The sequence below is a fragment of the Haliea sp. genome (genome assembly GCF_041395985.1).
In the GTDB taxonomy this organism is placed as follows: domain Bacteria; phylum Pseudomonadota; class Gammaproteobacteria; order Pseudomonadales; family Halieaceae; genus Haliea.
In genome coordinates, this window is sequence record NZ_JAWKZJ010000007.1 from 1 (window position 1) to 23,525 (window position 23,525).

The 23,525-nt window shown below is 63.4% G+C and carries 25 protein-coding genes, 1 tRNA gene and 2 pseudogenes; 19 read left to right on the forward strand and 9 right to left on the reverse strand.

The window, feature by feature from the left end:
- A partial coding sequence (locus R3E49_RS13055) for a peptide chain release factor 3 (protein WP_371295457.1) occupies positions 1 to 1,319 on the forward strand: 1,319 nt, incomplete at its 5' end.
- A 15-nt stretch (positions 1,320 to 1,334) separates the two neighbouring features.
- Here R3E49_RS13055 and R3E49_RS13060 read toward each other — a convergent pair.
- The 9 genes and pseudogenes from R3E49_RS13060 to R3E49_RS13100 form a co-directional block, all read right to left on the reverse strand.
- Positions 1,335 to 1,820 carry a glutathione peroxidase gene (locus tag R3E49_RS13060; protein WP_290742100.1) on the reverse strand — a complete coding sequence of 162 codons (486 nt, stop codon included), beginning with the start codon at positions 1,818 to 1,820 and terminating at the stop codon, positions 1,335 to 1,337.
- Between the two features lie 85 nt (positions 1,821 to 1,905).
- Positions 1,906 to 3,090 (reverse strand): fatty acid desaturase, encoded by a 1,185-nt coding sequence (locus R3E49_RS13065; RefSeq protein ID WP_371295458.1) that lies wholly within the window; start codon positions 3,088 to 3,090, stop codon positions 1,906 to 1,908.
- Positions 3,091 to 3,158: 68 nt separating this feature from the next.
- Complete coding sequence (locus tag R3E49_RS13070) at positions 3,159 to 3,932, reverse strand: endonuclease/exonuclease/phosphatase family protein (protein WP_371295459.1); 774 nt, start codon at positions 3,930 to 3,932, stop codon at positions 3,159 to 3,161.
- Positions 3,933 to 4,075: 143 nt separating this feature from the next.
- Positions 4,076 to 4,315, reverse strand: coding sequence for a hypothetical protein (locus tag R3E49_RS13075; protein ID WP_371295460.1), 240 nt, complete (start codon positions 4,313 to 4,315; stop codon positions 4,076 to 4,078).
- Positions 4,316 to 4,343: 28 nt separating this feature from the next.
- Positions 4,344 to 4,445, reverse strand: a pseudogene (locus tag R3E49_RS13080) (hypothetical protein); the annotation flags it as partial.
- 22 nt (positions 4,446 to 4,467) lie between these two features.
- Positions 4,468 to 5,421 (reverse strand): annotated as a pseudogene (locus R3E49_RS13085) (glutamine synthetase family protein); the annotation flags it as partial.
- A 101-nt stretch (positions 5,422 to 5,522) separates the two neighbouring features.
- Positions 5,523 to 6,371, reverse strand: coding sequence for a helix-turn-helix transcriptional regulator (locus tag R3E49_RS13090; RefSeq protein ID WP_290742088.1), 849 nt, complete (start codon positions 6,369 to 6,371; stop codon positions 5,523 to 5,525).
- Between the two features lie 100 nt (positions 6,372 to 6,471).
- Positions 6,472 to 7,041: a transglycosylase SLT domain-containing protein gene (locus R3E49_RS13095; protein WP_371295461.1), complete on the reverse strand. Its 570-nt coding sequence runs from the start codon at positions 7,039 to 7,041 to the stop codon at positions 6,472 to 6,474.
- Positions 7,042 to 7,076: 35 nt separating this feature from the next.
- Positions 7,077 to 8,789 carry a proline--tRNA ligase gene (locus tag R3E49_RS13100; protein ID WP_371295462.1) on the reverse strand — a complete coding sequence of 571 codons (1,713 nt, stop codon included), beginning with the start codon at positions 8,787 to 8,789 and terminating at the stop codon, positions 7,077 to 7,079.
- Positions 8,790 to 9,098: 309 nt separating this feature from the next.
- Here R3E49_RS13100 and R3E49_RS13105 point away from each other — a divergent pair, with 309 nt between their 5' ends.
- The 18 genes from R3E49_RS13105 (at position 9,099) to R3E49_RS13190 (ending at position 23,457) form a co-directional block, all read left to right on the forward strand.
- On the forward strand, positions 9,099 to 9,533 hold the full coding sequence (locus tag R3E49_RS13105; RefSeq protein WP_290742079.1) for an HU family DNA-binding protein: 435 nt from the start codon (positions 9,099 to 9,101) through the stop codon (positions 9,531 to 9,533).
- A 191-nt stretch (positions 9,534 to 9,724) separates the two neighbouring features.
- Complete coding sequence (locus tag R3E49_RS13110) at positions 9,725 to 10,012, forward strand: zinc ribbon domain-containing protein (protein WP_290742076.1); 288 nt, start codon at positions 9,725 to 9,727, stop codon at positions 10,010 to 10,012.
- A 45-nt stretch (positions 10,013 to 10,057) separates the two neighbouring features.
- Positions 10,058 to 11,836 carry an aspartate--tRNA ligase gene (aspS, locus tag R3E49_RS13115; protein WP_371295463.1) on the forward strand — a complete coding sequence of 593 codons (1,779 nt, stop codon included), beginning with the start codon at positions 10,058 to 10,060 and terminating at the stop codon, positions 11,834 to 11,836.
- Positions 11,837 to 11,929: 93 nt separating this feature from the next.
- Positions 11,930 to 12,448, forward strand: coding sequence for a crossover junction endodeoxyribonuclease RuvC (gene ruvC / locus R3E49_RS13120; RefSeq protein ID WP_290742070.1), 519 nt, complete (start codon positions 11,930 to 11,932; stop codon positions 12,446 to 12,448).
- A 15-nt stretch (positions 12,449 to 12,463) separates the two neighbouring features.
- Positions 12,464 to 13,078, forward strand: coding sequence for a Holliday junction branch migration protein RuvA (ruvA, locus tag R3E49_RS13125; protein ID WP_290742067.1), 615 nt, complete (start codon positions 12,464 to 12,466; stop codon positions 13,076 to 13,078).
- Positions 13,078 to 14,136, forward strand: a complete 1,059-nt coding sequence (gene ruvB, locus R3E49_RS13130; protein WP_290742064.1) for a Holliday junction branch migration DNA helicase RuvB — start codon at positions 13,078 to 13,080, stop codon at positions 14,134 to 14,136. Before ruvA ends, ruvB begins: the two co-directional genes overlap by 1 nt.
- Positions 14,133 to 14,546, forward strand: coding sequence for a tol-pal system-associated acyl-CoA thioesterase (ybgC, locus tag R3E49_RS13135; RefSeq protein ID WP_290742061.1), 414 nt, complete (start codon positions 14,133 to 14,135; stop codon positions 14,544 to 14,546). Before ruvB ends, ybgC begins: the two co-directional genes overlap by 4 nt.
- A gap of 15 nt (positions 14,547 to 14,561) precedes the next feature.
- On the forward strand, positions 14,562 to 15,272 hold the full coding sequence (tolQ, locus tag R3E49_RS13140; RefSeq protein WP_290742057.1) for a protein TolQ: 711 nt from the start codon (positions 14,562 to 14,564) through the stop codon (positions 15,270 to 15,272).
- Positions 15,273 to 15,310: 38 nt separating this feature from the next.
- Positions 15,311 to 15,703: a protein TolR gene (gene tolR, locus R3E49_RS13145; RefSeq protein WP_290742562.1), complete on the forward strand. Its 393-nt coding sequence runs from the start codon at positions 15,311 to 15,313 to the stop codon at positions 15,701 to 15,703.
- Positions 15,700 to 16,527: a cell envelope integrity protein TolA gene (tolA, locus tag R3E49_RS13150; protein WP_371295464.1), complete on the forward strand. Its 828-nt coding sequence runs from the start codon at positions 15,700 to 15,702 to the stop codon at positions 16,525 to 16,527. The genes tolR and tolA overlap by 4 nt, the downstream gene beginning before the upstream one ends.
- Positions 16,527 to 17,828 (forward strand): Tol-Pal system beta propeller repeat protein TolB, encoded by a 1,302-nt coding sequence (gene tolB, locus R3E49_RS13155; protein ID WP_290742051.1) that lies wholly within the window; start codon positions 16,527 to 16,529, stop codon positions 17,826 to 17,828. Before tolA ends, tolB begins: the two co-directional genes overlap by 1 nt.
- A 49-nt stretch (positions 17,829 to 17,877) precedes the next feature.
- Positions 17,878 to 18,402, forward strand: a complete 525-nt coding sequence (gene pal / locus R3E49_RS13160) for a peptidoglycan-associated lipoprotein Pal (protein WP_371295465.1) — start codon at positions 17,878 to 17,880, stop codon at positions 18,400 to 18,402.
- A 14-nt stretch (positions 18,403 to 18,416) separates the two neighbouring features.
- Positions 18,417 to 19,373, forward strand: a complete 957-nt coding sequence (gene ybgF, locus R3E49_RS13165) for a tol-pal system protein YbgF (RefSeq protein ID WP_371295466.1) — start codon at positions 18,417 to 18,419, stop codon at positions 19,371 to 19,373.
- Between the two features lie 13 nt (positions 19,374 to 19,386).
- Positions 19,387 to 20,082: a 7-carboxy-7-deazaguanine synthase QueE gene (gene queE, locus R3E49_RS13170; RefSeq protein WP_371295467.1), complete on the forward strand. Its 696-nt coding sequence runs from the start codon at positions 19,387 to 19,389 to the stop codon at positions 20,080 to 20,082.
- Positions 20,066 to 20,767 carry a 7-cyano-7-deazaguanine synthase QueC gene (gene queC / locus R3E49_RS13175; RefSeq protein ID WP_371295468.1) on the forward strand — a complete coding sequence of 234 codons (702 nt, stop codon included), beginning with the start codon at positions 20,066 to 20,068 and terminating at the stop codon, positions 20,765 to 20,767. The genes queE and queC overlap by 17 nt, the downstream gene beginning before the upstream one ends.
- 75 nt (positions 20,768 to 20,842) lie before the next feature.
- Positions 20,843 to 20,918, forward strand: a tRNA-Lys gene (locus R3E49_RS13180).
- 150 nt (positions 20,919 to 21,068) lie between these two features.
- On the forward strand, positions 21,069 to 21,749 hold the full coding sequence (locus R3E49_RS13185) for a Crp/Fnr family transcriptional regulator (protein ID WP_371295469.1): 681 nt from the start codon (positions 21,069 to 21,071) through the stop codon (positions 21,747 to 21,749).
- 139 nt (positions 21,750 to 21,888) lie between these two features.
- A complete protein-coding gene (locus R3E49_RS13190; RefSeq protein WP_371295470.1) occupies positions 21,889 to 23,457 on the forward strand; it encodes an acetolactate synthase large subunit in 1,569 nt (522 codons plus the stop codon).
- Positions 23,458 to 23,525: the final 68 nt, after the last annotated feature.

Below are 23,525 nucleotides of genomic sequence, written 5' to 3' on the forward strand. Positions count from 1 at the left end.
CGGGTCACGAGGATTTCTCCGAGGACACCTATCGAACGCTGACGGCCGTCGACTCGGCGTTGATGGTGATTGACGGCGCGAAAGGGGTGGAGGACCGCACCATCAAGCTGATGGGGGTCTGTCGCCTGCGCGATACGCCGATCTTCAGCTTCGTCAACAAGATGGACCGGGATATTCGCGATCCGATTGAGCTGCTCGATGAAATCGAGTCGGTACTGGACATCGCCGGCGCACCGATCAACTGGCCCATCGGCATGGGCCGGGACTTCAAGGGTGTCTACAACCTGTATACGGATGTGATCCACGTGTTCACTCCGGGACAGGGCAGCACACTGCCCGACGACCGCCGCATCGAAGGCCTGGCGAGTGCCGAGGGGCGCGCGCTGCTGGGCGATGACTGGGAGGCGTTCGCAGAGGAAATCGAGCTGGTTCGCGGTGCCAGCCACCCCTTCGATCAAGCGGCGTTTCTCGCCGGCAAGCTGAGCCCGGTCTTCTTCGGCACGGCACTGGGCAACTTCGGCGTGCGTGAAATGCTGGACGATTTCGTCGAGTGGGCACCGGCTCCCCAGGGTCGGGAAGCGACCCCGCGCCAGGTGAGTGCGGCGGAACCGACCTTTTCGGGCTTTGTGTTCAAGATTCAGGCCAATATGGATCCACGGCACCGGGACCGCATTGCCTTCCTGCGCGTTTGTTCCGGTCGCTACCAGAAGGGCATGAAGATGCGCCATACCCGTATCGGCAAGGATGTGCGTGTGGTCGACGCGGTGACTTTCAAGGCCGGCGAGCGGGTGCTGGTGGAGGAGGCTTTCGCCGGCGATATCATCGGCCTGCACAACCACGGCACGATCCAGATCGGTGACACCTTTACCGAGGGCGAGGAGCTGCAGTTTTCAGGCATTCCGCACTTTGCGCCGGAACTCTTTCGCCGCATTCGCCTGCGCGACCCGATGAAGTCCAAGCAACTGCAAAAGGGGCTGCAGCAACTCTCCGAGGAAGGCTCGACCCAGGTGTTTGCACCCCTGAATTCATCGGACCTGATTGTGGGTGCGGTCGGCCAACTGCAGTTCGATGTGGTGGTGTACCGACTGGCGGACGAGTACAAGGTGGAGGCGGGCTATGAGCCGGTCAACGTGTACACGGCGCGCTGGGTACACAGCGACGATCCGCGCAAACTGGAGGAGTTCCGCAAGAAGGCCTCCGACCAGCTCTCGATTGATGGCGGTGGGCACCTGACCTACCTGGCGCCTACGCGGGTCAACCTGTCGCTGATGGAGGAGCGCTGGCCGGACATCGACTTCCTGGCCACGCGCGAGCACTAGCCCGCAGCGGCCGCCTCAGGGCAGCAGGGATTCGATATCCCGGGCGATATCTTCCGGGCGCGTGGTCGGTGCGTAGCGTTTGACCACGTTGCCCTCGGTGTCGATCAGGAACTTGGTGAAGTTCCACTTGATGCCCTGTGATCCGAGTGCCCCGGGTGCCTGCTTTTTCAGGTGCTGGAACAGGGGGTCCGCCGAGGCGCCGTTGACGTCCACCTTGGCAAACATGGGGAAACTGACCCCGTAGTTCACCTGACAGAACTCCATGATTTCATCGTTGCTGCCGGGGTCCTGCTTGCCGAACTGGTTGCAGGGAAAACCGAGCACGGCAAAACCGCGTTCGCTGTAGGTTTCATAGAGTTTTTCCAGCCCGGCAAACTGGGGCGTGAAGCCGCACTTGGACGCGGTATTGACCACCAGCAGCACTTTGCCGCGGTAGTCTTCCAGGGTGGCGGCCTTGCCATTCGGCAGGGCGCAGGTGAAGTCATACAGTGAACGGGTCATGGGGCGTCTCCTGTGTGGGCGGTCGCTGGCACTGTAGCGCTGCGCCGCCGGTGTGGGACTGTTACGCGCGAGGGCGCCTGCGGGATCAGGCGCTCGCGGCGGCGGCAGGCATCTGCAGTTGCTGCAGCAGCATGCCCAGCCGCTTGCGCTGGTTCTCCAGTGCGTACTCCAGCTCCTTCAAACGAGAGCGCAGGGCTGCGTGCTCCCATTTGTCCAGCATCTGCAGGCGGCGTGCTTCCAGCGCATCGCCGAGGTCCGCCACCTTGCGTTCATAGCGCTCGGATTGCAGTGCCCGCCACTGGTTGACGGATTCGGTGAACAGCTGGTACTCGCGCTCCAGCAGCTCGCGCAATGTCTCATTGCCTGCCTTGGCCTCCAGCTCGCGCCGTGCCCGGGCAAACTGGGTGTCGAGCATGGCCCGCTGGATACGGAAGTCCGGCACCCGCACCAGGTTGCGCGCCAGTCCCACGCTGGCGCACAGTCGAATCATCCACTTGGTGGGATCCCACTGCCACCAGCGTATGCCGTTGCGGTAGTCATTCTGGAAGATGTGGTGGAAGTTGTGATAACCCTCGCCGTAGGTCAGGAAGGCCAGAAAACCGTTGTCCCGGGCGCTGTTGGCCTCGGTGTAGGGGCGGCTGCCCCAGAAATGCGCGAGTGAGTTGATGAAGAACGTCACGTGGTGGTTGACCACCAGTCGCAACAGACCCACCAGCAATACGGTACCCACCACGTCACCCAGAGCCAGGCCCAGCAGCAGCGGCAGTCCCAGGTTCATGAACGTGGTCAACGCCACGTAATGGCGGTGTTGCCACATCACGATCGGGTCCCGCTCCAGGTCCCTGGCGTTACTGAAATCATTCTCGCCACTCGGGTAGTTGCGCAACATCCAGCCCATGTGGCTGAACCAGAGACCACGCCCCGCGGAGTAGGGGTCCTTGTCATTGTCGTCGACGTGCCGGTGGTGCCGGCGGTGATCGGAGGCCCAGATCAGGATGCTGTTCTGCAGTGCGCCGGCACCCCAGAAGGCGAAAAACCACTTGAGTGCGGGGTGTGCCTCGTAGGCCTTGTGTGCCCACAGGCGGTGATAGCCGCCGGTAATCGACAGACCGTTCAGGTACAGGAAGACCAGTGCCCACAGCCACTGCGGGGCGGAAAACCCGTGGTATATCGCCCAGAGGGGCACCAGGATCAGGGCCAGCAGGGGAAAGCCGACAAAAATCACCGTGTTGACGGCAATCAGTGGGGGTTTAACTACGTTCTCGGGCATGGATTGCAATGCTCAGGCAGGTGGAATTCTGGGGGGCATACTAGCGTGCCGCGGTGAAAAAGTCTTGCTCACGGCAACCGCAGGCTGACCAGCAGCGGGTTGTGATCAGAGGTCTCCACGGGGATCACCACGGCGGATGCAGTCTGCAGGCCGCGCACCAGCACATGATCCAGCGCGTTGCCGAAAACGGTGGTGCGCAGGTCGGGCAGGAAGCGCACGGCGCTCAGGTCGTGGGCCGCCATGAAGTCGTTCAGTGCCTGCATCCGGTAGTTGTTCCAGGTGTTGAGATCACCAGCGATCAACACCGGGCCGGTATGGCGCTGGATCAGTGTGGACAGCGCCGCCAGCTGCTCCCGGTACCGCTGCAGGCCGAAGCTGAAGTTCACCGAGTGGATGTTGATCGCCAGCAGGCGTTCGTCGCGACCCGCCAGGGGATATTCAGTCACCGACGCCGCCTTGGGGGTTTGCAGCAGGGGCTCATCGGAGGAAAAGTCGCACTCGAGGCTGGGTGGGTACCGGCTCAGGGTGAGCACACCGGTGACGTCGCTGTCATTGCGGTAGCCCGGCGCGAAAGCGAGGAAACCCGCCTCCGGCAGGTTGCCGGGAATGGCGGCGGAGACGGAGGCCTCCTGCAGGAAGGCCAGCTCGGCGCCGCTGGCGAACAGCTGCAGGTCTTCCGCCCAGCCCGGGTTGCCTGCCTTCTGTATGTTCCAGCTGACGATATGGATATCAGGGCCCAGCGGCACCGCGTTCTGCCGCTGCTCAGCGCCCAGCCCGGCAATGCAGTGCGCTGTATCCTGTGACTCCGCTCCGGCCAGGACGGCCTGGCACAGCAGTAGCATGCCCAGCATGCAGCGGGCGATAGCGGCGGTTGCAGGGGAAGGGAAAGGGGGTTGTCATGATGCGGAGTATACTGCGCTTTGGGGCAAAAAGGGCGGGTGTAGACCCTGCCACCTGCGGGAGCGGCCGAAGGTTCCCGCGGTGCTCAGGTGCGTTCCAGGTAGGACTGGTATTCCAGTAGCGAGACCCGGCGGCGGAACTCCGCCACCTCCTGCTCCTTGGTGAGCGTGAAGATGCGCTGCATCTCGCCACCCAGCGAGGCGCGGATAAAGTCGGAACTGCGGAAGCGGTCCAGTGCCTCGTGCATGTAGCCGGGCAGCGAGCCGGTTTTCTGGGAGTAGCCATCGCCGCGCGTCGGGGCTGCCCGGCGAGGCCTGGGTTTCAATGCCTTCCAGCATCGCCGCCAGGATCACGGCGAGCAGCAGGTAGGGATTGGCGTCCGCACCGGGAACCCGGTGCTCGAGACGGCGAGCGGCATGGAGAACCCGCCGGCACCCGAACTGCGACTGTGCGATTCTCGTAACCCCAGCTGGGGTAGGTCGGTGCGTGAGTACCCGGCTGGAAGCGGCGGTAGCCGTTGTAGCCGGGGGAGAAAATGATCATGGAGTCGCTCATGTGCTGCAGGCAGCCGGCGATGGCCTGATGCAGCAGTGGTGTGCCGCGTTCCGTGCCGTCGTCAAAGACGTTCCGACCTTCGCCATCAAGCATGCTGACATGCACGTGCATGCCGTTGCCTGCCTCTTCTTCAAAGGGCTTTGGCATGAAGCTGGCCACCAGCCCGTGCTGGTGCGCGACGCCCTTGATCAGGCGCTTCATCATCAGGATCTGCTTGGCGGCAAGCACCGGGCTGGGCACGTGTTGCATGTTGATTTCGTATTGTGACGGTGCCGACTCCTTGACCACGCCGTCGAAGGGCAGGTCCTGCAATTCGCAGGCGATGCGCAGGTCCTCCATCATCTGCTGGTGTTGGTTGAGGACGTCCAGGCCGTACATGTTGCCCCCCACAGGGGAACCGCCGGCCGGCGATGGGCAGGTATGCAGGGGCACCACGTTTTCCCAGCGTACCAGGCTGAATTCGAGCTCGGCGGCGACCACCGGGGTCCAGCCGGCTTCCTGGAAGCGCGACACCACCTGCTTCAATACATGGCGCGGGTCGCCGAGGTAGGGCATGCCATCGGCATCGAACATCGACAGCATGATCTGCCCGTGCTGACCGCCGGGCGACCAGGGTGTAGGCAGCAGTGAGCCTTCCACGGGGCGACAGATACCGTCAGCATCACCGGAGGCGAACACCAACTCTTCGACATCGCGGCCCCAGATGTCCAGGCTCAAGGCGGTTTTGGGCAGCTTCAGCTCCCCGTCGAAGATCTTTCCGAGTTTGTGTCTGGGCAGCCACTTGCCGCGCATGATGCCGTTGCAGTCGGGCAGCAGCGCCTCGACGGTGGTGATCTCCGGGTGGGCCCGCAGGAACCAGTCGGCTTCAAGGGACATTCGGACACCGCGACTCAATCGTGTAAAGCGGCACTATCGGCAAAGTCGCTCCGTGCTTCAATGACCCACCCGGGGCAGGGTATCCACTTGCGCTGGCGCGCTCACTGAGAGGGTGCCATGTAAATACGCAGCGGGTCGTCGCCCGCCGCCTGCCCGAGACAGGTGAGCGAGTTGATGAACAGTGAAAACAGGTCAGTCTGTGAGCTCACGTCGAGCTTGCGGTAGATGCTCTTGCGATGCCGCCGAACCGTCTCCAGGGCGATCCCGAGGCGGTCGGCGGAGGTGTCCGTGCCGTAGCCGCGGAGCATCAATTCGAGGACATCTTTCTCACGCGGTGACAGCATCGAAGCGCCAAAGGTGCGAAACGCCAGGTCGATCTGGTGGTCAATGCCCGGCTGGATCAGGTGGGTAACCGCGAAGTCGTCGTGCTCACTGTGGGTCTTGATCAGTTCGGATATCGGCTCCGCGAGCAGGTACAGCGTTTCATACTCCTGTTCGGTGAACGCCCCGGTGCGCGGCAGGCGCATCATGCACACGTTGATCACGTTGCCGGCGCGCAGGCGCGACAGGTAGATGGCCTCGTCTACGGTCCCCGTATCGGCATAGTAGTCGCGGTAATACTGTGTTTCGCGCAGCTTTCCCGCAGTAATCCGCGACAGTCGGTAGAACTTGGAGCGCGGCTGGTTCATCGACGTCTGGTAGAAAGGGTCCTCCCGGTAGGGGCCGTCGAGGTAGGTGTCCACCTGCGCGCCCAGGGCGTCGGCAGGGATTTCGTGATACAGCACCTGCGGTGGCAGGTCCTTGTGATACAGCCATATCTGGGGGTAGTCGAAGCGAACCTGGCCCTGGATCGCGGCGATCAACGCGGGGAAGAAAGCGTCGGTGCCAAGCGCGGCAATCGCCTGGGAGAGGTCGCGGTTCCACTTGCTCAGTTGTGTTATGTCGGTCATCGCAGTGGGGTTGCCTGAGTCTGCGTACAGTGGCGCATAGTGGGCAGGCTGACGAGGCTTGTCAAATAGTGGCCCCGGCGTGGTTCGCCGTCAACGCGCCCTACCAGGGCAGGGGTGCAGTGCGCCAGCGTCTGGACCAGGCCTCATAGACCTTGTTGCTGTAGCGACGGCTGCCGAGGCTGCCGTTGTAGGCGGCCAGCGCGCGGTGCAGGTCGCCCTTCTCCCTTTTCAGGTAGAACTGCAGGATACGGCTGCCATACTCGAAATTGGTGCGGTTGAGAGTGAGGTTGTCGTCCGCCCGCCCGATCTCGTTCTTCCAGAAAGGCATCACCTGCATCATGCCCTGGGCGCCGACGCGGGAAATCGCGAAGCGATCGAAGTGGCTCTCCACCTCGATCACCGCCAGCACCAGTTCCGGCGGCAAGGAGGCGCGTGTTGCGGCCGAATGTACCTGGCGCAGAATCAACAGGCGCTCTTCCGGATCCTTGATAAAGCGCTCGAGGCGCGACGACATGTCAACCAGCCAGACCTCCGCGTCGTAGCGGTCCTGAAAACTGTTGGCGCTATTGATGGTTTCATTCAGGAAGGCGCGCAGGGCTTCGCGCTCTTCCGGGTCTTCGGGCTGGGCGAACGCTGTGCCCGCCGTGACCAGGGTGAGGATCAACCCCACCAGCCAGTGTATCCCGCCGGTGCGCCGGCTCCGCATCAGCCTTGCAGGCGCTCGAGTACGCGAGCCAGGGCATCGGCGACGGGCAGCAGTGTGGCGTCTTCGTCGCGACGTCCCTTGTACTCCAGGTGGCCCTCGGCGAGCGTCCGGTCGCCGATGACGAGGCGGTGGGGGATGCCGATGAGCTCCATGTCGGCGAACTTCACGCCGGGGCGCTCATTGCGATCGTCGAGCAATACGTCTACGCCCGCCTCGCGAAACTGTTGGTAGAGCGCCTCTGCACAGTCCGCCACGGCCTGCGATTTCTGCATGTTGAGCGGCACCAGCACGAGCTGGAACGGGGCCATGGCGGCGGGCCAGGTTATGCCGCGCTCGTCGTGGTTCTGCTCAATGGCCGCAGCCACAATGCGACTGACGCCGATACCGTAGCAGCCCATGGTCATGGTGACGCTCTTGCCCTGTTCGTCGAGTACCGTGGCGTTCATGGCTTCGCTGTACTTGCGGCCAAGCTGGAAGATGTGCCCCACCTCAATGCCGCGACGAATCAGCAGATGTCCCTTGCCATCGGGGCTCGGGTCGCCTTCAACCACTTCGCGCAGGTCCTCGACACGGGTCAGCGGGCAGTCGCGCTCCCAGTTGACGCCCGTGAGGTGGGTATCATCGCGGTTCGCACCGCAGCTGAAATCCGCCAGCTGGGCGGCGCTGTGATCGACGATGATCGGCAGGGGCAGGCCGACGGGGCCCAGGGAGCCAAAGCCGGCACCGCAGGCGGCGCGCACGGCCTCTTCGCTGGCCATGGTGAGCGGGTTGCCGACGCCGGCCAGCTTTTCTGCCTTGATGCTGTTCAGCGTATGGTCGCCGCGCAGCACCAGTGCTACCAGCGCGCCGGGCTCCTCGCCGTGCACCACCAGCGTCTTCACCGTCGCCTCCGCAGGTATTGATAGCTGCCTGCTCAGGTCTTCGATGCTGCGCACGCCCGGTGTGGGTATCTCGGTCAGGTCGGCTGTTGGTGGACGGCGTTCACTATTGGGCGGCAGCGCCGCGGCCATTTCCACGTTGGCGGCATAGTCACTGCCATCGCTGAACGCTATCGCGTCCTCGCCGGCGTTGGCCAGCACATGGAATTCGTGTGAGCCGCTGCCCCCGATGCTGCCGTTGTCGGCGATCACCGGGCGGAACTCCAGTCCCAGGCGGGTGAAGATGTTGCTGTAGGCCTGGTACATCGTCTGGTAGGTCACTTCCAGCGACGCCTGGTCGATGTGGAAGGAATAGGCGTCTTTCATCAGGAATTCGCGCCCGCGCATGATGCCGAAGCGCGGCCGAATCTCGTCGCGGACCTTGGTCTGGATCTGGTAGAGGTTGAGCGGCAACTGCTTGTAGCTTTTTACCTCGTTGCGAATCAGGTCGGTGATCACTTCCTCATGGGTGGGTCCCAGGCAGAAATCGCGCTGGTGCCGGTCCTGGATGCGCAGCAGTTCCGGCCCGTACTGTTCCCAGCGTCCGGACTCCTGCCACAACTCCGCGGGCTGCACGACCGGCATGCTCACCTCCAGCGCGCCGCTGGCATCCATTTCCTCCCGCACGACCTGTTCGACCTTGCGCAGGACACGCAGGCCCAGCGGCAGCCAGGTGTAGAGTCCGGCGGCCAGCTTGCGCACCAGGCCAGCACGCAACATCAACTGGTGGCTGATAACCTCCGCGTCGGCGGGGGTCTCTTTCTGGGTGCTTATGAGGTACTGGCTGGTGCGCATGCAACGGGTTCCGGGGCAGGGTTTCAGAGCCGCCCAGTTTACGTCTGAAGGGCGCTGCGGTACAGCGCCCCGGCGTGGCAGATTGGTGCAATCGAGGCCCATCCTGGGTAGCAGTTGCGCCAAAACGAGCCGAAACCCGATTAAAACAGCGTTTTTTTCGTCCTCGACCCCCTAAAACCCTTGTATTGTAGCGTTTGATGGTTAATATCTTGCGGAGAGCCTGTTGGCAGCGGTGCTGTTGCGCGAGCGGCAGTGGTCAGTGTGGCTTCAATGCGGGTCCCTACTCAACAAGACGAAGGTTTAAAGACTATGGCGACGAAAAAAGCAGCAGCGAAAAAAGCACCTGCCAAGAAAGCGGCGGCCAAGAAAGTAGCCAGCAAGGCGGCACCGGCCAAGAAAGCCGCGGCTCCGGCGAAGAAGGCCGCTCCGCTGATCAAGGACAAACTCACCAAAACCCAGATTGTGGCATCCATCGCGGAGAGCACGAGCCTGAGCAAGAAGCAGGTGTCTGATGTTCTGGCTGAGCTCGAGTCACTGATGGAGCGCAGCCTCAAGAAGCGCGCTGTGGGCGAGTTCACCCTGCCGGGCCTGATGAAAATCACCACGGTGAAAAAGCCCGCCAGAAAGGCGCGCAAGGGCATCAACCCGTTCACCGGTGAAGAAACCACCTTTGCCGCCAAGCCCGCCAGCGTTGCGGTCAAAGTGCGTGCGCTGAAGAAAATGAAGGACTTCGCCGACAGCTGAGCGCGGCCCGACTGGCCCGCTCTCGGCGAGAGCGGGCATCCCCAACTCCCCGCCTTGCGCCTTCCGGTGCAGGGTCTTACTCCCCACCTTGTTTTCCACCGGTTTTTGCGGTATTGGCCTTCGACTTGCCTTGGGGTAGAATCCGCGCCTCGATTTTTCGCTGTCCTTTCTTCTACAGGCGAGCACACAACATGCCGATATACGAGTACCAGTGTCAGTCCTGCGGCCATTTGCATGAGGCCCTGCAGAAAATCAGTGATGCGCCGTTGGTGGATTGTCCCGCCTGCGGCAAGGCCGAGTTGCGCAAGAAGGTCTCGGCCGCGGGCTTCCGTCTCAAGGGCGGTGGCTGGTACGAGACCGACTTCAAGACCAGCGGCAAGAAAAACCTGGCAGCGGGCGGCGGCGACGGCGGGGCAGCACCTGCTGCGTCGGCGGACAGTGGCAGCCCCAAGGCCAGCGAGGCCAAGCCGGCCAGTTAGCTTCCCGGCCCCCGGGCCTCATTCGACATAGACGGAAACGGAATTATGCGCAGTCACTATTGCGGCGCCCTGGGCACGGCCGACATCGACCAGACAGTCACCCTCTGCGGATGGGTGGATCGGCGTCGCGATCACGGTGGGGTGATCTTCCTCGACATGCGTGACCGCGGCGGCATCGTGCAGGTGGTTTTCGATCCGGATACCGAGGAGCACTTCCGCGCCGCGGATCGTGTGCGCAGCGAGTACGTGCTCCGTGTCACGGGGCGTGTTCGTGCCCGGGCAGCGGCGACGGTGAACCCGTCGATGGCCACCGGCGAGATCGAGGTACTGGGCAAGGAACTGGAGATCCTCAATTCCGCTGCCACGCCGCCGTTCCAGCTTGATGAGCACACGCAGGTGGGGGAGGACGTTCGCCTGCAGTACCGCTATATGGATCTGCGCCGCCCGGAAATGCAGAACCGTTTGATCCTGCGCGCGAAGATCACCACCGCCGTGCGCAATTTCCTCGACGGTGAAGGCTTTCTCGACATCGAGACCCCGATACTGACGCGTGCGACGCCGGAGGGTGCACGCGATTACCTGGTGCCGAGCCGCACGCACCCGGGCCAGTTCTTTGCCCTGCCGCAGTCGCCCCAGCTGTTCAAGCAGCTGCTGATGGTGTCCGGGTTCGACCGCTACTACCAGATCGCCAAGTGCTTCCGGGACGAGGATCTGCGCGCTGATCGCCAGCCCGAGTTTACCCAGATCGATATTGAAACCTCGTTCATGGACGAGGACGGCATCATGGGTATTGCCGAGCGCATGGTGCGCCAGTTGTTCGAGACGGTGCTGGCCGTGGATCTCGGCGACTTTCCACGTATGTCCTGGGCCGAGGCGATGGACCGTTTCGGCTCGGACAAGCCCGACCTGCGCATCGACCTGGAACTGGTGAGCATTGACGACCTGATGCAGCAGGTCGACTTCAAGGTGTTTCGCGGTCCCGCCGATGACCCGTCTGGTCGCGTCGCTGCGCTGCGCGTGCCGGGTGGTGCGAGCATCAGCCGCAAGGAGATTGACGATTACACCCGTTTCGTGGGTATTTACGGGGCACGCGGCCTCGCCTGGATCAAGGTCAATGACCTCGCGGCAGGTATTGAGGGATTGCAGTCGCCGATTCTGAAGTTCATGCCCGACGCGGTGGTCGCGGAAATGATGCAGCGTCTGCGGGCCGAGAACGGCGACATCGTTTTCTTCGGCGCGGATAAAACCTCCGTGGTCAACGAGTCGCTCGGCGCGTTGCGCCTGAAAGTGGCGCAGGATCAGGGCCTGGTGCGCGACGGGTGGGCCCCGCTCTGGGTGGTCGACTTCCCGATGTTTGAAGACAACGGCAAAGGTGGCCTGACGCCCCTGCACCATCCCTTCACCGCTCCGTCCTGCACGCCGGAGGCGCTGGCGGCCGACCCGGCAGCGGCGCTTTCCCGGGCCTACGACATGGTGCTCAACGGCACCGAGCTCGGCGGTGGCAGCGTACGTATCCACCAGCGCGAGATGCAGCAGGCGGTCTTCCGTATCCTCGGCATCAGCGATGCAGAGGCGGAGGAGAAATTCGGCTTCCTGCTGCAGGCCCTGCAGTACGGTGCGCCACCCCACGGCGGGCTCGCCTTCGGCCTGGACCGCCTGGTCATGCTGATGACCGGTTCGCAGTCCATCCGTGACGTCATCGCCTTCCCGAAGACACAGAGCGCCCATTGTGCACTGACCGACGCGCCGGGTGATGTTAACGATGCCCAGCTGAAAGAGCTGAACATCCGTTTGCGACAGGCCCGGGTGACGGCCGCTGAGTGACGGGCGCGCTGCTGTCTGTGGCGGTTGGAACCCGCCCCATAATACTGTAAATTTATACAGACAACGGTTTCCTGGCAGCGCTCGGAGCACACTATGGCGGTCATCCTCGGGATCGACCCCGGGTCCCGCAAGACGGGCTTTGGCATCATCAACCACGTTGCGGGGCGCAGTGAGTACATCACCAGTGGGGTGATTCGGCTGCCCGCCGGCGACCTCCCCGAGCGCCTGCGCATCATTTTCGAAAGCGTCACCGAACTGGTCCTGCTGCACTGTCCCGCGGAGCTGGCCATCGAGCAGGTGTTCATGGCCAAGAGTGCGGGGTCTGCCCTCAAGCTGGGGCAGGCACGCGGCGCGGCAATCGTCGCCGGTGTCGCACAGAACCTCGCGGTGGCCGAATACTCGGCGCGACAGATCAAGCAGGCCGTGGTGGGTACCGGCGCCGCGGACAAGGCGCAGGTGCAGCATATGGTCAAAGTGCTGCTCCAACTCCCCGCCAACCCGCAGGAAGATGCCGCCGACGCGCTGGCAGCGGCCCTGTGTCACGCGCACAGCCAACAAAGTATGATACACATTGCCGGCGCCACCGCGGTGCGCCGGCGCCGGATGCGCTAGGAGGCGACCGCAGGCATGATTGGCAGGATTCGTGGCACCCTGGTCTACAAGCAGCCCCCGGATATTCTGGTGGACGTGGGGGGAGTGGGCTACGACATCCAGGTGCCAATGAGCACCCTGTTCCAGTTGCCCGCGCTCGGCGCCGATGTCACGCTGTTGACGCACTTTGTCGTCCGCGAGGACGCCCAGCTGCTCTATGGCTTTGTCGATGAGCGCGACCGCGCGCTGTTCCGGCAGCTGGTCAAGGTGAGCGGTGTCGGCCCCAAGCTGGCGCTGACCATCCTCTCCGGCATGGATGCGGTGGCTTTCGCGCGCTGCGTTGAGCGCGACGATCTGTCTGCGCTGGTGGCACTGCCCGGCGTGGGCAAGAAAACCGCTGAGCGCCTGCTGGTTGAAATGCGCGACAAACTCAAGCATCTGCTGGGCCAGTGGGCGGGTGCGGATACCGGCCCGGTCGCCGATCCGTACATGGCGCACAGCGACCACGTGGCGGATGCCGAGGGCGCGCTGATTGCGCTCGGCTACAAACCCGCGGAGGCCGCGCGCATGATAGCCGCGGTAAACGATGACAATGCGATGGACAGCGAAGCCCTGATTCGTCGCGCCCTGAAAGCCGTGGTACAGCGCTGATGATTGAAACCGACCGCTTGATCGCGCCCCAGGCAACGGGTGACCGTGAGGAGGCCATGGACCGCGCCATCCGCCCGAAATCGCTGGCCGAGTATGTCGGCCAGCCGGCGGTGCGCGACCAGATGGCCATCTTCCTGCAGGCTGCGCGAGGGCGAGGCGAACCGCTGGACCACACGCTGGTATTCGGGCCGCCGGGTCTGGGCAAAACCACACTGGCCAGCATCATCGCCAACGAAATGGGCGTATCGCTGAAAACCACGTCCGGGCCCGTGCTGGAGAAGGCGGGCGACATCGCGGCGCTGATGACCAACCTGGAGCCCGGTGATGTCCTGTTTATCGACGAGATCCATCGGCTCAGTCCGGTTGTCGAGGAGATCCTCTACCCCGCCATGGAGGATTACCAGCTCGACATCATGATCGGTGAGGGGCCCGCCGCGCGCTCGATCAAGCTCGATTTGCCGCCGTTCACCCTGGTGGGTGCGACTACCCGCGCCGGCCTGCTGACCTCTCCCCTGCGCGACCGGTTCGGCATTGTGCAGCGCCTGGAGTTCTACCAGGTGGAGGATCTGGCACAGATCGTGGCGCGCTCCGCGGCCATCCTCGGCATCGGCATGGACAGCCACGGCGCGATGGAAATCGCGCGCCGCGCACGGGGCACCCCGCGCATTGCCAACCGGCTGTTGCGGCGGGTGCGGGATTACGCGGAAGTGAAGGCAGACGGTCACATCACGGCCGAGGTGGCGGATCATGCGCTGGATATGCTGAGTGTCGACCACCGCGGCTTCGATCACCAGGACCGCCGCCTGCTGTTGGCCATGATCGAGAAATTCGACGGCGGCCCGGTCGGGGTGGACAGCCTGGCCGCGGCGATATCCGAGGAGCGGGGTACGATTGAGGATGTGCTGGAACCCTACCTCATCCAGCAGGGGTATATGGTGCGCACCCCACGCGGGCGCATGGTCACCCGCAGCGCGTACCTGCACTTCGGTCTGCCGGCTGCGAGCCACCCGGAAGTGGCACAATTACCATTGGAGCCTGATCAGGACGACAGCGCGTGAGCACGGCGGAATTTTCGATTAAGCTGCGCGTCTACATAGAAGACACCGACGCCGGTGGCATCGTCTACTACGTCAATTACCTGAAATTCATGGAGCGCGCCCGGACGGAGTTCATGCGCAGCCTGGGCTTTGGCAAAGACTACATCTTCAACCACGACCTGATGTTCGTGGTGCACGACGTGGCCGTTCGCTACCACCGGCCGGCCCGTCTGGATGATGAGTTGCAGGTGAAGGTTCGCCTGCGGGAGGCGCGCGGTGCCACGATGCGCCTGCAGCAGGAGGTCTGTCTCGACAACGCGTTATTGGCCTCGGCAGAGGTCACGATTGCCTGTGTTGACCGCTCTGGACTCAAGCCCCGGCGGTTGCCACGCATCATGTTGGATACCCTGCGCAGCGCGCAGGTTCACTGAGGGGGAGCCCGACACTTGGAAGCGCAATTAAGTATTGTTCACCTGATTATGGAAGCGGGTGTCACCGTCAAGCTGGTGATGCTCACGCTGCTGCTCGCCTCTATGGCCTCCTGGTACATGATCGTTCAGCGCTTCATCTATTTCCGCAACAGCCGGGAAGATATGTACGACTTCGAGGAACGGTTCTGGTCGGGCATCGACCTCTCCCAGCTCTACCGTGAGGGCAACGAGCGCGCCGAGGACGGTGCACTCATCGTCGGTATGGAGAGCATTTTCCGCGCGGGGTTCAAGGAGTTCTCGCGGCTGGCCAAGCAGTCTGAGATGGATTCGGAAGCCGTCATCGAAGGCTCGCGCCGCGCCATGCGGGTGGCCATGTTGCGCGAAGAGGAGCGGCTGGAAAAGCACCTGTCGTTTCTCGCCTCGGTAGGCTCCACCAGCCCCTATATCGGCCTGTTTGGCACGGTCTGGGGCATCATGAACTCGTTCCGCGGCCTGGCCAATGCCACCCAGGCGACGCTGGCCACGGTGGCGCCCGGTATATCCGAAGCGCTGATTGCCACGGCCATGGGCCTGTTTGCCGCAATACCCGCGGTGCTGGCCTATAACCGGTTTTCCAACCGCATGGACAACTTCCTGAATCGCTACGACACCTTCGTCGATGAGTTTTCCAGCATCCTCTACCGGCAGGCCTACGCCCTCCGGTCACGTGATCGCAAAGCAGGGTAGCCGCCACCGTGTCCAGATCGCGCGATAAACACCGTGCCATGGCCGACATCAACGTCGTGCCCTACATCGACGTCATGCTGGTGCTGCTTATCATTTTCATGGTGACCGCCCCCATGCTCATGCAGGGGGTCAAGGTCGACCTGCCGACGGCAGACGCAGACCCGGTGGAGAACCAGGACAGTGAGCCGCTCATTATCTCTATCGACAGTGCGGGCCAGCTGTTCCTCAACCTCGGGGAGGAGCAGGAGCAGGCGCTTACCCTGGCCACCATCTCCCAGCGCGTCGGCGCCGTGATGCGACGCAGCCCCGAGAAGCCGGTGCTGGTCTGGGGTGACCGCGCGGTGCCCTACGGTGAAGTGGTCACGCTCATGGCCGCCCTGCAGGAAGCCGGTGCACCCAGCGTTGGACTGGTGACAGAGCCCCCGCAGTGACATCGCTGTATGCCAAACCGGTCACGCCGCGCATTATTGTGCGCCCTGCGCTGGCGACTGTCGCCCTGCACGGGTTGGTCATTTTTCTGTTGACCGCGAACTGGACCTTGTCCGATGAGCGCGTGGTGAAGCCGAAGCCGGCTCCCAAGGTGATCAATGCAACGCTGGTGACCATGAACGAGGCCCAGCCGAAGCCGGCACCCAAGCCGGAGCCCAAGCCTGTGGCCAAGCCGCCACCGAAGCCCGAACCGAAGCCGGTGCCGAAGCCGGTGCCAAAACCGGAGCCCAAACCGGAGCCCAAACCGGAGCCCAAGCCCGCGCCGAAGCCGGAACCCAAGCACGAGCCCAAGCCCGCTCCCAAGCCGGAGCCAAAGCCAGCCCCCAAGCCGGCGGAGAAACCCAAGCCCGAACCCAAACCGGAGCCCAAGGGGCCGACGGCGCAGGAACTGGCCGAGCAGGCACGCCAGGAAGCCGCGCGGCGCGAGGCGGCAGCCCAGGCCGCGCGCGCTGCGGCGGCGGCAGCGGAGCTGGCGGCCAGCTATGCTTCACTGATCCGACAGACGGTGGAGCAGCGCTGGAGCCGGCCGCCCACCGCGCGCAACGGGATGGAGGTTTTGTTGTCCATACAATTGATACCCACGGGCGAGGTGGTCAGTGTCAGCGTGCTGCGTAGCAGCGGCGACACGGCGTTTGACCGCTCGGCCATCGCCGCGGTGGAGCGCGCCGGGAACTTCCCGGAGTTGAAGAACCTGCCGCCCCGTGAGTTTGAACAGAACTTCAGGCGCTTCCGCCTGTTATTCCGACCAGAGGATCTACGTTACTGATGAAACACCTGACAGCAGTGCTGGTCGCGACTGTGTTCGCGCTGGCAACGACGAGCGCCCGGGCCGAATTGGTGATTGAGATCACCCAGGGCATGGATAACCCCACTGCCATTGCAGTCGTGCCGTTCGCTTGGCAGGGCAGTGGAACGGCGCCCGAGGATGTCGCGCAGGTCATTGACAACGACCTGGCGCGCAGCGGCCAGTTCGATCCGGTGGGGCGCGGCGATATGCTGGCCCGGCCCTCGACACAGCAGGAAGTGTTCTACCGCGACTGGCGGGCCATCAACACTGAGTATGTGCTGATTGGTCGGGCCTCGGTGACCGGGCAGGTTCAGATGCGCATTGAGTATGAGCTTTTCGATGTCAATCGTCAGGCTCGGGTCCTGAGCGGTTACGAGGAGGGGCATGTCAACGACGCCCGCATGCTCGCCCACCGCGTCGCCGACGAGGTGTACGAGACGCTCACCGGCATCCCGGGCGCCTTCGCCACCCGTCTGCTGTACGTATCGGTCACGCGCAATCCCGGGGGCAAGGACTTCTACCGCCTGACGCTGTCCGACTCCGACGGGGCCCGCCCCATCGTGCTGCTGGAGTCGCGCGAGCCGATCATGGCGCCCTCCTGGTCGCCGGACGGCAAGCACATCGCCTATGTCTCGTTTGAAACCAGCCGACCCGCTATCTACCGTCAGGAACTGGCCACGGGGGCCCGGGTGCAGCTCACCAATTTCCGCGGTCTTAACGGTGCTCCGGCCTGGTCGCCGGACGGCAATTCCATGGCCATGGTGCTATCCAAAGATGGCAACCCGGATATCTACCTGATGGATCTGCGCACCCGCGAACTGACCCAGTTGACGCGACACTACGCCATCGATACCGAGCCCACCTGGATGCCGGATGGTCGCTCCATCCTGTTCACGTCGGACCGCGGCGGACGCCCGCAAATCTACCGGTACGACCTGCGTAGCGGTGCTACCGAAAGGCTGACCTACGAAGGCAGCTACAACGCCCGGGCGCGGGTCGCCCAGGACGGTCGCAATCTGGTGATGGTGCATCAGGCCGGCGGGCAGTTTCATATCGCCCTGCAGGATCTGGTCACCAACCGTCTGCAGATCCTGACGGGTACTGATCTGGACGAAAGTCCCAGTATCGCGCCCAACGGCTCTATGGTATTGTACGGCACCAAGTCTGGGGATCGTGGCATTCTGGCTGCTGTATCCGTGGATGGAGGCGTGAAATTCCGTTTACCGGCGCGCGAAGGCGATGTCCGTGAACCGGCATGGTCACCGTATATGAGCCGCTAACGCGGCTCTTGTAACCAATGTCATCATTTATCCGAAGGAAAGCAAAGCAATGAAACAACTGACTGTTGCCGGTAAGGTGTTCACCCTGCTCTTCGCGGCAGTGTTTCTGGCCGCCTGTTCGAGCAAAGACACGAAAGACGAGTCTTCAGCCGCCGATGCCGCTGCCGCCGAAGCTGCGGCACGCTCCGCCGCTGAGCGGGCTGCCATGGAGGACGCCGCGATGGCTGAGCGTCGTCTGCAGGATGCCGTTGCTGCTGTGGGCAACGTGTTCTATTTCGACTACGACAGCTCCACGTTGAAGCCCCAGGCGCAGGCCGCCCTGGACGCCCACATCGCGCTGCTGCGGACCAATGACCGCAGTGTTCGCCTTGAAGGCCACACCGACGAGCGCGGTACCCGTGAGTACAACATGGCGCTGGGCGAGCGTCGTGCCAACACGGTTCGCGACTACATGGTGGTTAACGGCATCGCCAGCTACCGCATCGAAACGGTCAGCTACGGCGAAGAACAGCCCATCGCTTACGGTTCCGGCGAGGCCAACTGGTCCCAGAACCGCCGCGTTGAGCTGAAGTAAGGCGCGGGTAGCGCATGCTGTTGTTTGGCAAAGCGTTCACTCGAACGCTGCTGGCAAACGGGCTGGCCCTCGCGGTCGGCCCGTTCTGCGTTCTGGCTCAGGCCCAGGAGTACATCGACCTCGAGGCGGAGCGCGCAGCCTCCGAGGGTCGTCCGGCCAGTGCCAGCGGCACGCAGGCTGCACAGCCGGCTCAGGCCTATCCGGTAACCAGCTATGGCATCGGCACCTCGGCCAGGCCGGAGCAGTCCGCGTCCACCGCCCCGGCCACCACCGTGGCCCCGGCGCCCGTTGCCGCCAGCGGCGCTAACGCGGGGCAGTTGATGCTGCAGGTCCAGCAGTTGCAGCAGGAAGTCATGCGCCTCAATGGCATTGTGGAAGAACAGGCCCACGAGCTGCGAACCCTCAAGAGCCAGAGTCTGGAACGTTACCTGGATATCGACCGTCGCCTGAGCCTGCTGGCCGGTGGCAGCGTTGATGAGGTGGCGCCCCTGCCGACCGAGGGTGCGACCTCAACGGGCTCCCCTTCGGCGCCGGCCGCGTCTGCTCCGGCGTCCGCCCCTGCGGCCCAACCGACGGCGGCCCAACCGGGCGAGTCGGCGGCCTACCAGGCGGCATATGGGTTGGTGCGCGAGCAGAAGTTTGATGAGGCGGTCAGCGCATTCCAGCAGTTCCTGCGCGATTATCCGGCCGGTCGCTTTACGCCGAACGCGCACTACTGGTTGGGAGAACTCTATCTGGTCACCACGCCACCGGACGTGGAGGCGGCGCGGCAGTCCTTCATGCTGCTGCTGGACCTGTATCCCGCCGATTCCAAGGTGCCTGATGCCCTGTTCAAGCTCGGCAAGATTCACTACACCAAAGGTAACCGCGACCGGGCTCGGGAGTTTCTCGATCGGGTAATCAACGAGTATGGGTCCTCCAACAGCGCGGCGGTCAAGCTGGCGCAGGACTTCATCAACGACAACTACTGACCCCGGTCAGACCATGACATACCTGGCATCCATCACAGGCGGCGGCGCAGCTGATACCGCCGCAGAAACGACGCTGCGGATCACCGAGATCTTCTATTCCCTGCAGGGTGAGGCGCGCACGGTAGGCCTGCCAACCGTGTTTGTCCGTCTCACCGGCTGCCCGCTGCGCTGCGTCTACTGCGATACCGCCTACGCCTTCAGTGGCGGTGAGCAGCGTGGACTCTCGGATGTGCTCGCCGAGGTCGCCCGCTTTGCACCCCGCTTTGTGACGGTCACCGGCGGTGAGCCACTGGCGCAGAAGAGCTGCCTGCCCTTGCTGGCCGCACTGTGTGATGCAGGCTACGAGGTGTCGCTGGAGACTTCCGGGGCGCTGCCGGTCGCGGAGGTGGATGCGCGCGTGGTGAAGGTGCTCGACCTGAAGACACCGGCCTCCGCAGAGGCTCACCGGAACGACTACGCCAACATTCAGTACCTGACCCCCCGCGACCAGATCAAGTTTGTGATTTGTGACCGGGCTGACTACGAGTGGGCGCGCTTCAAACTGGACGAATACGACCTGGCCCGCCGTGTGTCGGATGTGTTGTTTTCCCCCAGCCATGGCCAGCTGCACGGGCGCGACCTCGCCGAGTGGATACTGGCTGACAAACTGCCTGTACGCCTGCAGTTGCAACTGCACAAACTGCTGTGGAACGATGAGCCCGGCCACTGAGAGCCCCGGCCGTGGGCGGCGCGCGGTCATCCTGGTGTCGGGTGGCCTGGACTCGACCACGGTGCTCGCGATGGCGCTGAGGCAGGGCTACGAATGCTATACCCTGAGTTTTGACTACGGTCAGCGCCATCGCGCCGAGCTGGTGGCCGCGTCGCGTGTTTCCGCCGCTGCCGGGAACGTGCAGCACAAGGTTGTCACCCTGAACCTCGACAGTATCGGTGGTTCTGCGCTCACGGACCCGGAGATCGCCGTACCTGAAGTAGCCACTACCGGCATACCCGTGACCTATGTGCCGGCGCGCAATACGGTGTTTTTGTCCATCGCGCTGGGCTGGGCCGAAGTGCTGGAGGCCCGCGATATCTTCATTGGCGTGAATGCCGTGGATTACTCCGGCTACCCGGATTGCCGGCCCGACTATATCGCCGCCTTCGAGGAGATGGCCAATCTTGCCACCCGGGCCGGCGTGGAGGGGCACAGGCTCACCATCCACACGCCGCTGATGCACCTGTCCAAGGCGGAGATCATTGCCGCTGGCATCGCACATGATGTCGACTACTCCCTGACCGTCTCCTGCTATCAGGCAACGGACCAGGGCCTGGCCTGTGGCCGCTGCGACGCCTGCCGCCTGCGCCGCGACGGATTTCTGCAGGCTGGGGTTCCCGACCCGACGCGTTACCGGCCATAGCGGGATTATTGCAGGCGTTGGCGTAAAAACCCCTTGAGTTTTATTGCCAAATCCGTACTATACGCTCCTCTTTCGGGGCCGTTAGCTCAGTTGGTAGAGCAGTTGGCTTTTAACCAATTGGTCGCTGGTTCGAATCCAGCACGGCCCACCATAACCCGAAAATGCCGCCTCACAAGGGCGGCATTTTTTTTGCCTGATTTTTGGCGACTCCTGCGAATATCGCCGGCTGTGATTGCGGCTGGTACGGTCTCTGTCTTTTCTGCTTTACTGTGCCTTCGGCGATGGTTTCATGGGTCAGGGCATGTATTTGTGGCAGCAGGACTGGATTGGCGAGCTTCCCGGAGAGGTGCAGGAACAGGTTCTTGCGGGCATGCCTCGTCGGCACTATCACAGCGGTGAGACGATCTACCGCTGTGGCGACGCTGGCGATGAGTTGTACCGCGTTGAACAGGGTGTTGTGCGTATCTACAACGTCACTGATGCCGGTAAAGAGCTGCTTTATGACCTGTTCCCGCCGGGGACCTGCTTCGGTGAGTCCAGCCTGATTGACGATGATGTTCGACCGCACAGCACCCAGGCGGTTGGGGAGGTGGTCCTCCGAGTCCTGTCGCGCAGTCTGTTCCAGCAGCTCTGGCGTACGCACGAGGAGATACCCTGGGCGGTTGCGCGACTGCAAACGGCGAGGGCGCGGCGTTTCTACCTCATTTATGAACAGGTCAGTCTCGGCGTCCTGTGTCGACGTATCGCACGCCGTCTCTACGGGCTGGCGCGGACTGTGGGTCGCAAGCACGAGGATGGCGGGATTCATTTTGATATCCGTCTCACCCAGGAGGATATCGGGGCGCTGGTGGTAGGTTCCCGCCAGTCGGTCAACAAGGTGCTGCGTCAGTGGCAGGAGGATGGGATGATCGACCTGACCTATGGCTCGTTGCTGATTCGTGACCTTGACGCACTGGAACAACTGGCGCTGGAAAACGACTGAATCCACATCCAGATTATCGCCTGGCTGACAGTCTTGCGATGGGATATAACGTATTGTCGCCACAGTCGGAGCTGCTGCAGGGCAACTCCTCCCGCGGATACGTCGCCAGCGACGGCGACACGAACAATAAGGAATCGCCATGAACGGTGCAGAAAGTCTGATTCAAACCCTGGTCAACGGTGGTGTGGATGTCTGTTTCACCAACCCGGGCACCTCCGAAATGCACTTTGTGGCTGCCCTGGATGAAGTGGATGGCATGCGCTGCGTGCTGTGCCTGTTCGAGGGCGTCGCCAGCGGGGCAGCGGCGGGTTACGCCGCGATAGCAGGCAAGCCTGCGTCCACGTTGCTGCACCTGGGGCCGGGGCTGGGGAATGCGCTGGCCAATGTGCACAACGCGAAAAAAGGCAACCTGCCCATGGTGAATATCGTGGGCGACCACGCCACCTACCACCTGCAATACGATGCGCCGCTGACGTCCGATATCGCAGGCATCGCAGGCCCGGTGTCGCACTGGGTGCATGCGTCAGGCGCCGCAGCAGACATCGCCCGGGATGGCGCTGAGGCGATTCGCCAGGCCGGCCGGGGTCAGGTAGCCACGCTGGTGCTGCCGGCTGATGTGTCCTGGGGTGACAACCCCTCCGGTGCAGCTGATGCGCCGGTCCTGGATGCCGCAACTCCCGTACCCGAGGACCGGCTGGACAAGGCCGCCAGCATGTTGGGGAACGGCAAGGCTACCGTTATCATGCTCGGCGGCCGTTGCGTCAGCCAGGCACAGGGAGAGCTGGCCGGCAGATTGGCCCAGGCCACGGGTGCCCGCGTGCTGACCGAGACCTTCCCGGCCCGGGTGCGCCGCGGTGCCGGAACCGCGGCGATTGAACGTCTGCCCTATCTGGCGGAGCTGGCGATCGCGGAACTGGAGGGTACGGAACAGTTGCTCCTGTTGGGCGCCAAAGCGCCGGTGTCTTTTTTCGCCTACCCGAATGTGGCCAGCGTGCTGTCGCCGGAGGGCTGCGACATCCTCAGTCTGGCAGGCCCGAACGACGACATTGAGGGCGCATTGCAGGCTCTTGTCACGCGTGTGGGCGCCGCCAGTCAGGCGCCAGCGCTGCGTGAGCTGCAGTTGCCCGAGGCGCCCACGGGCGAGCTCAATGCGGGCACCGTCGCCCAGGCGTTGGCCTGTTACCTGCCCGAGAACGCCATCGTGGTTGATGAGGGCATCACCTCCGGGCTGGCCTGTTTTCCCGCGACGGCGCATGCCCGGGCCCACGACTGGCTGAACCTGACCGGTGGCGCTATCGGGTGGGGGCTCCCGGCGGCCGTGGGTGCGGCGATCGCCGCGCCGGAGCGCAAGGTGCTCTGTCTGGAGGGTGACGGCAGTGCCATGTACACAATTCAGGCGCTGTGGACCATGGCGCGCGAGCAGCTGGACATCACCGTGGTGCTGCTCAACAACGGCAAGTACAGCGTACTTGAGGTCGAGTTTGCACGCACCGGTGCCCGCGGGGGCAAGCCGGGGCCGAAGGCGGCCAGCTCGCTGGCCATTGGCAACCCCGGCATGGACTTTCAGGCGATGGCGGCCGGTATGGGTGTGCTGGCCACGGTGGCAACAACTGCGGAGGCGTTCAATGAGCAGCTGGCGTCAGCGATGGCGGGCAGGGGCCCGCGTCTGATAGACGCCCGTATCCCGCCGCTGGATCTGAACTGGTAAGGTCTTGCCCGGGGCCGTCTGGCGCATGGGCAAAAGGTCTACAGTGCAGGTCTGGGCTGCAGGGCACC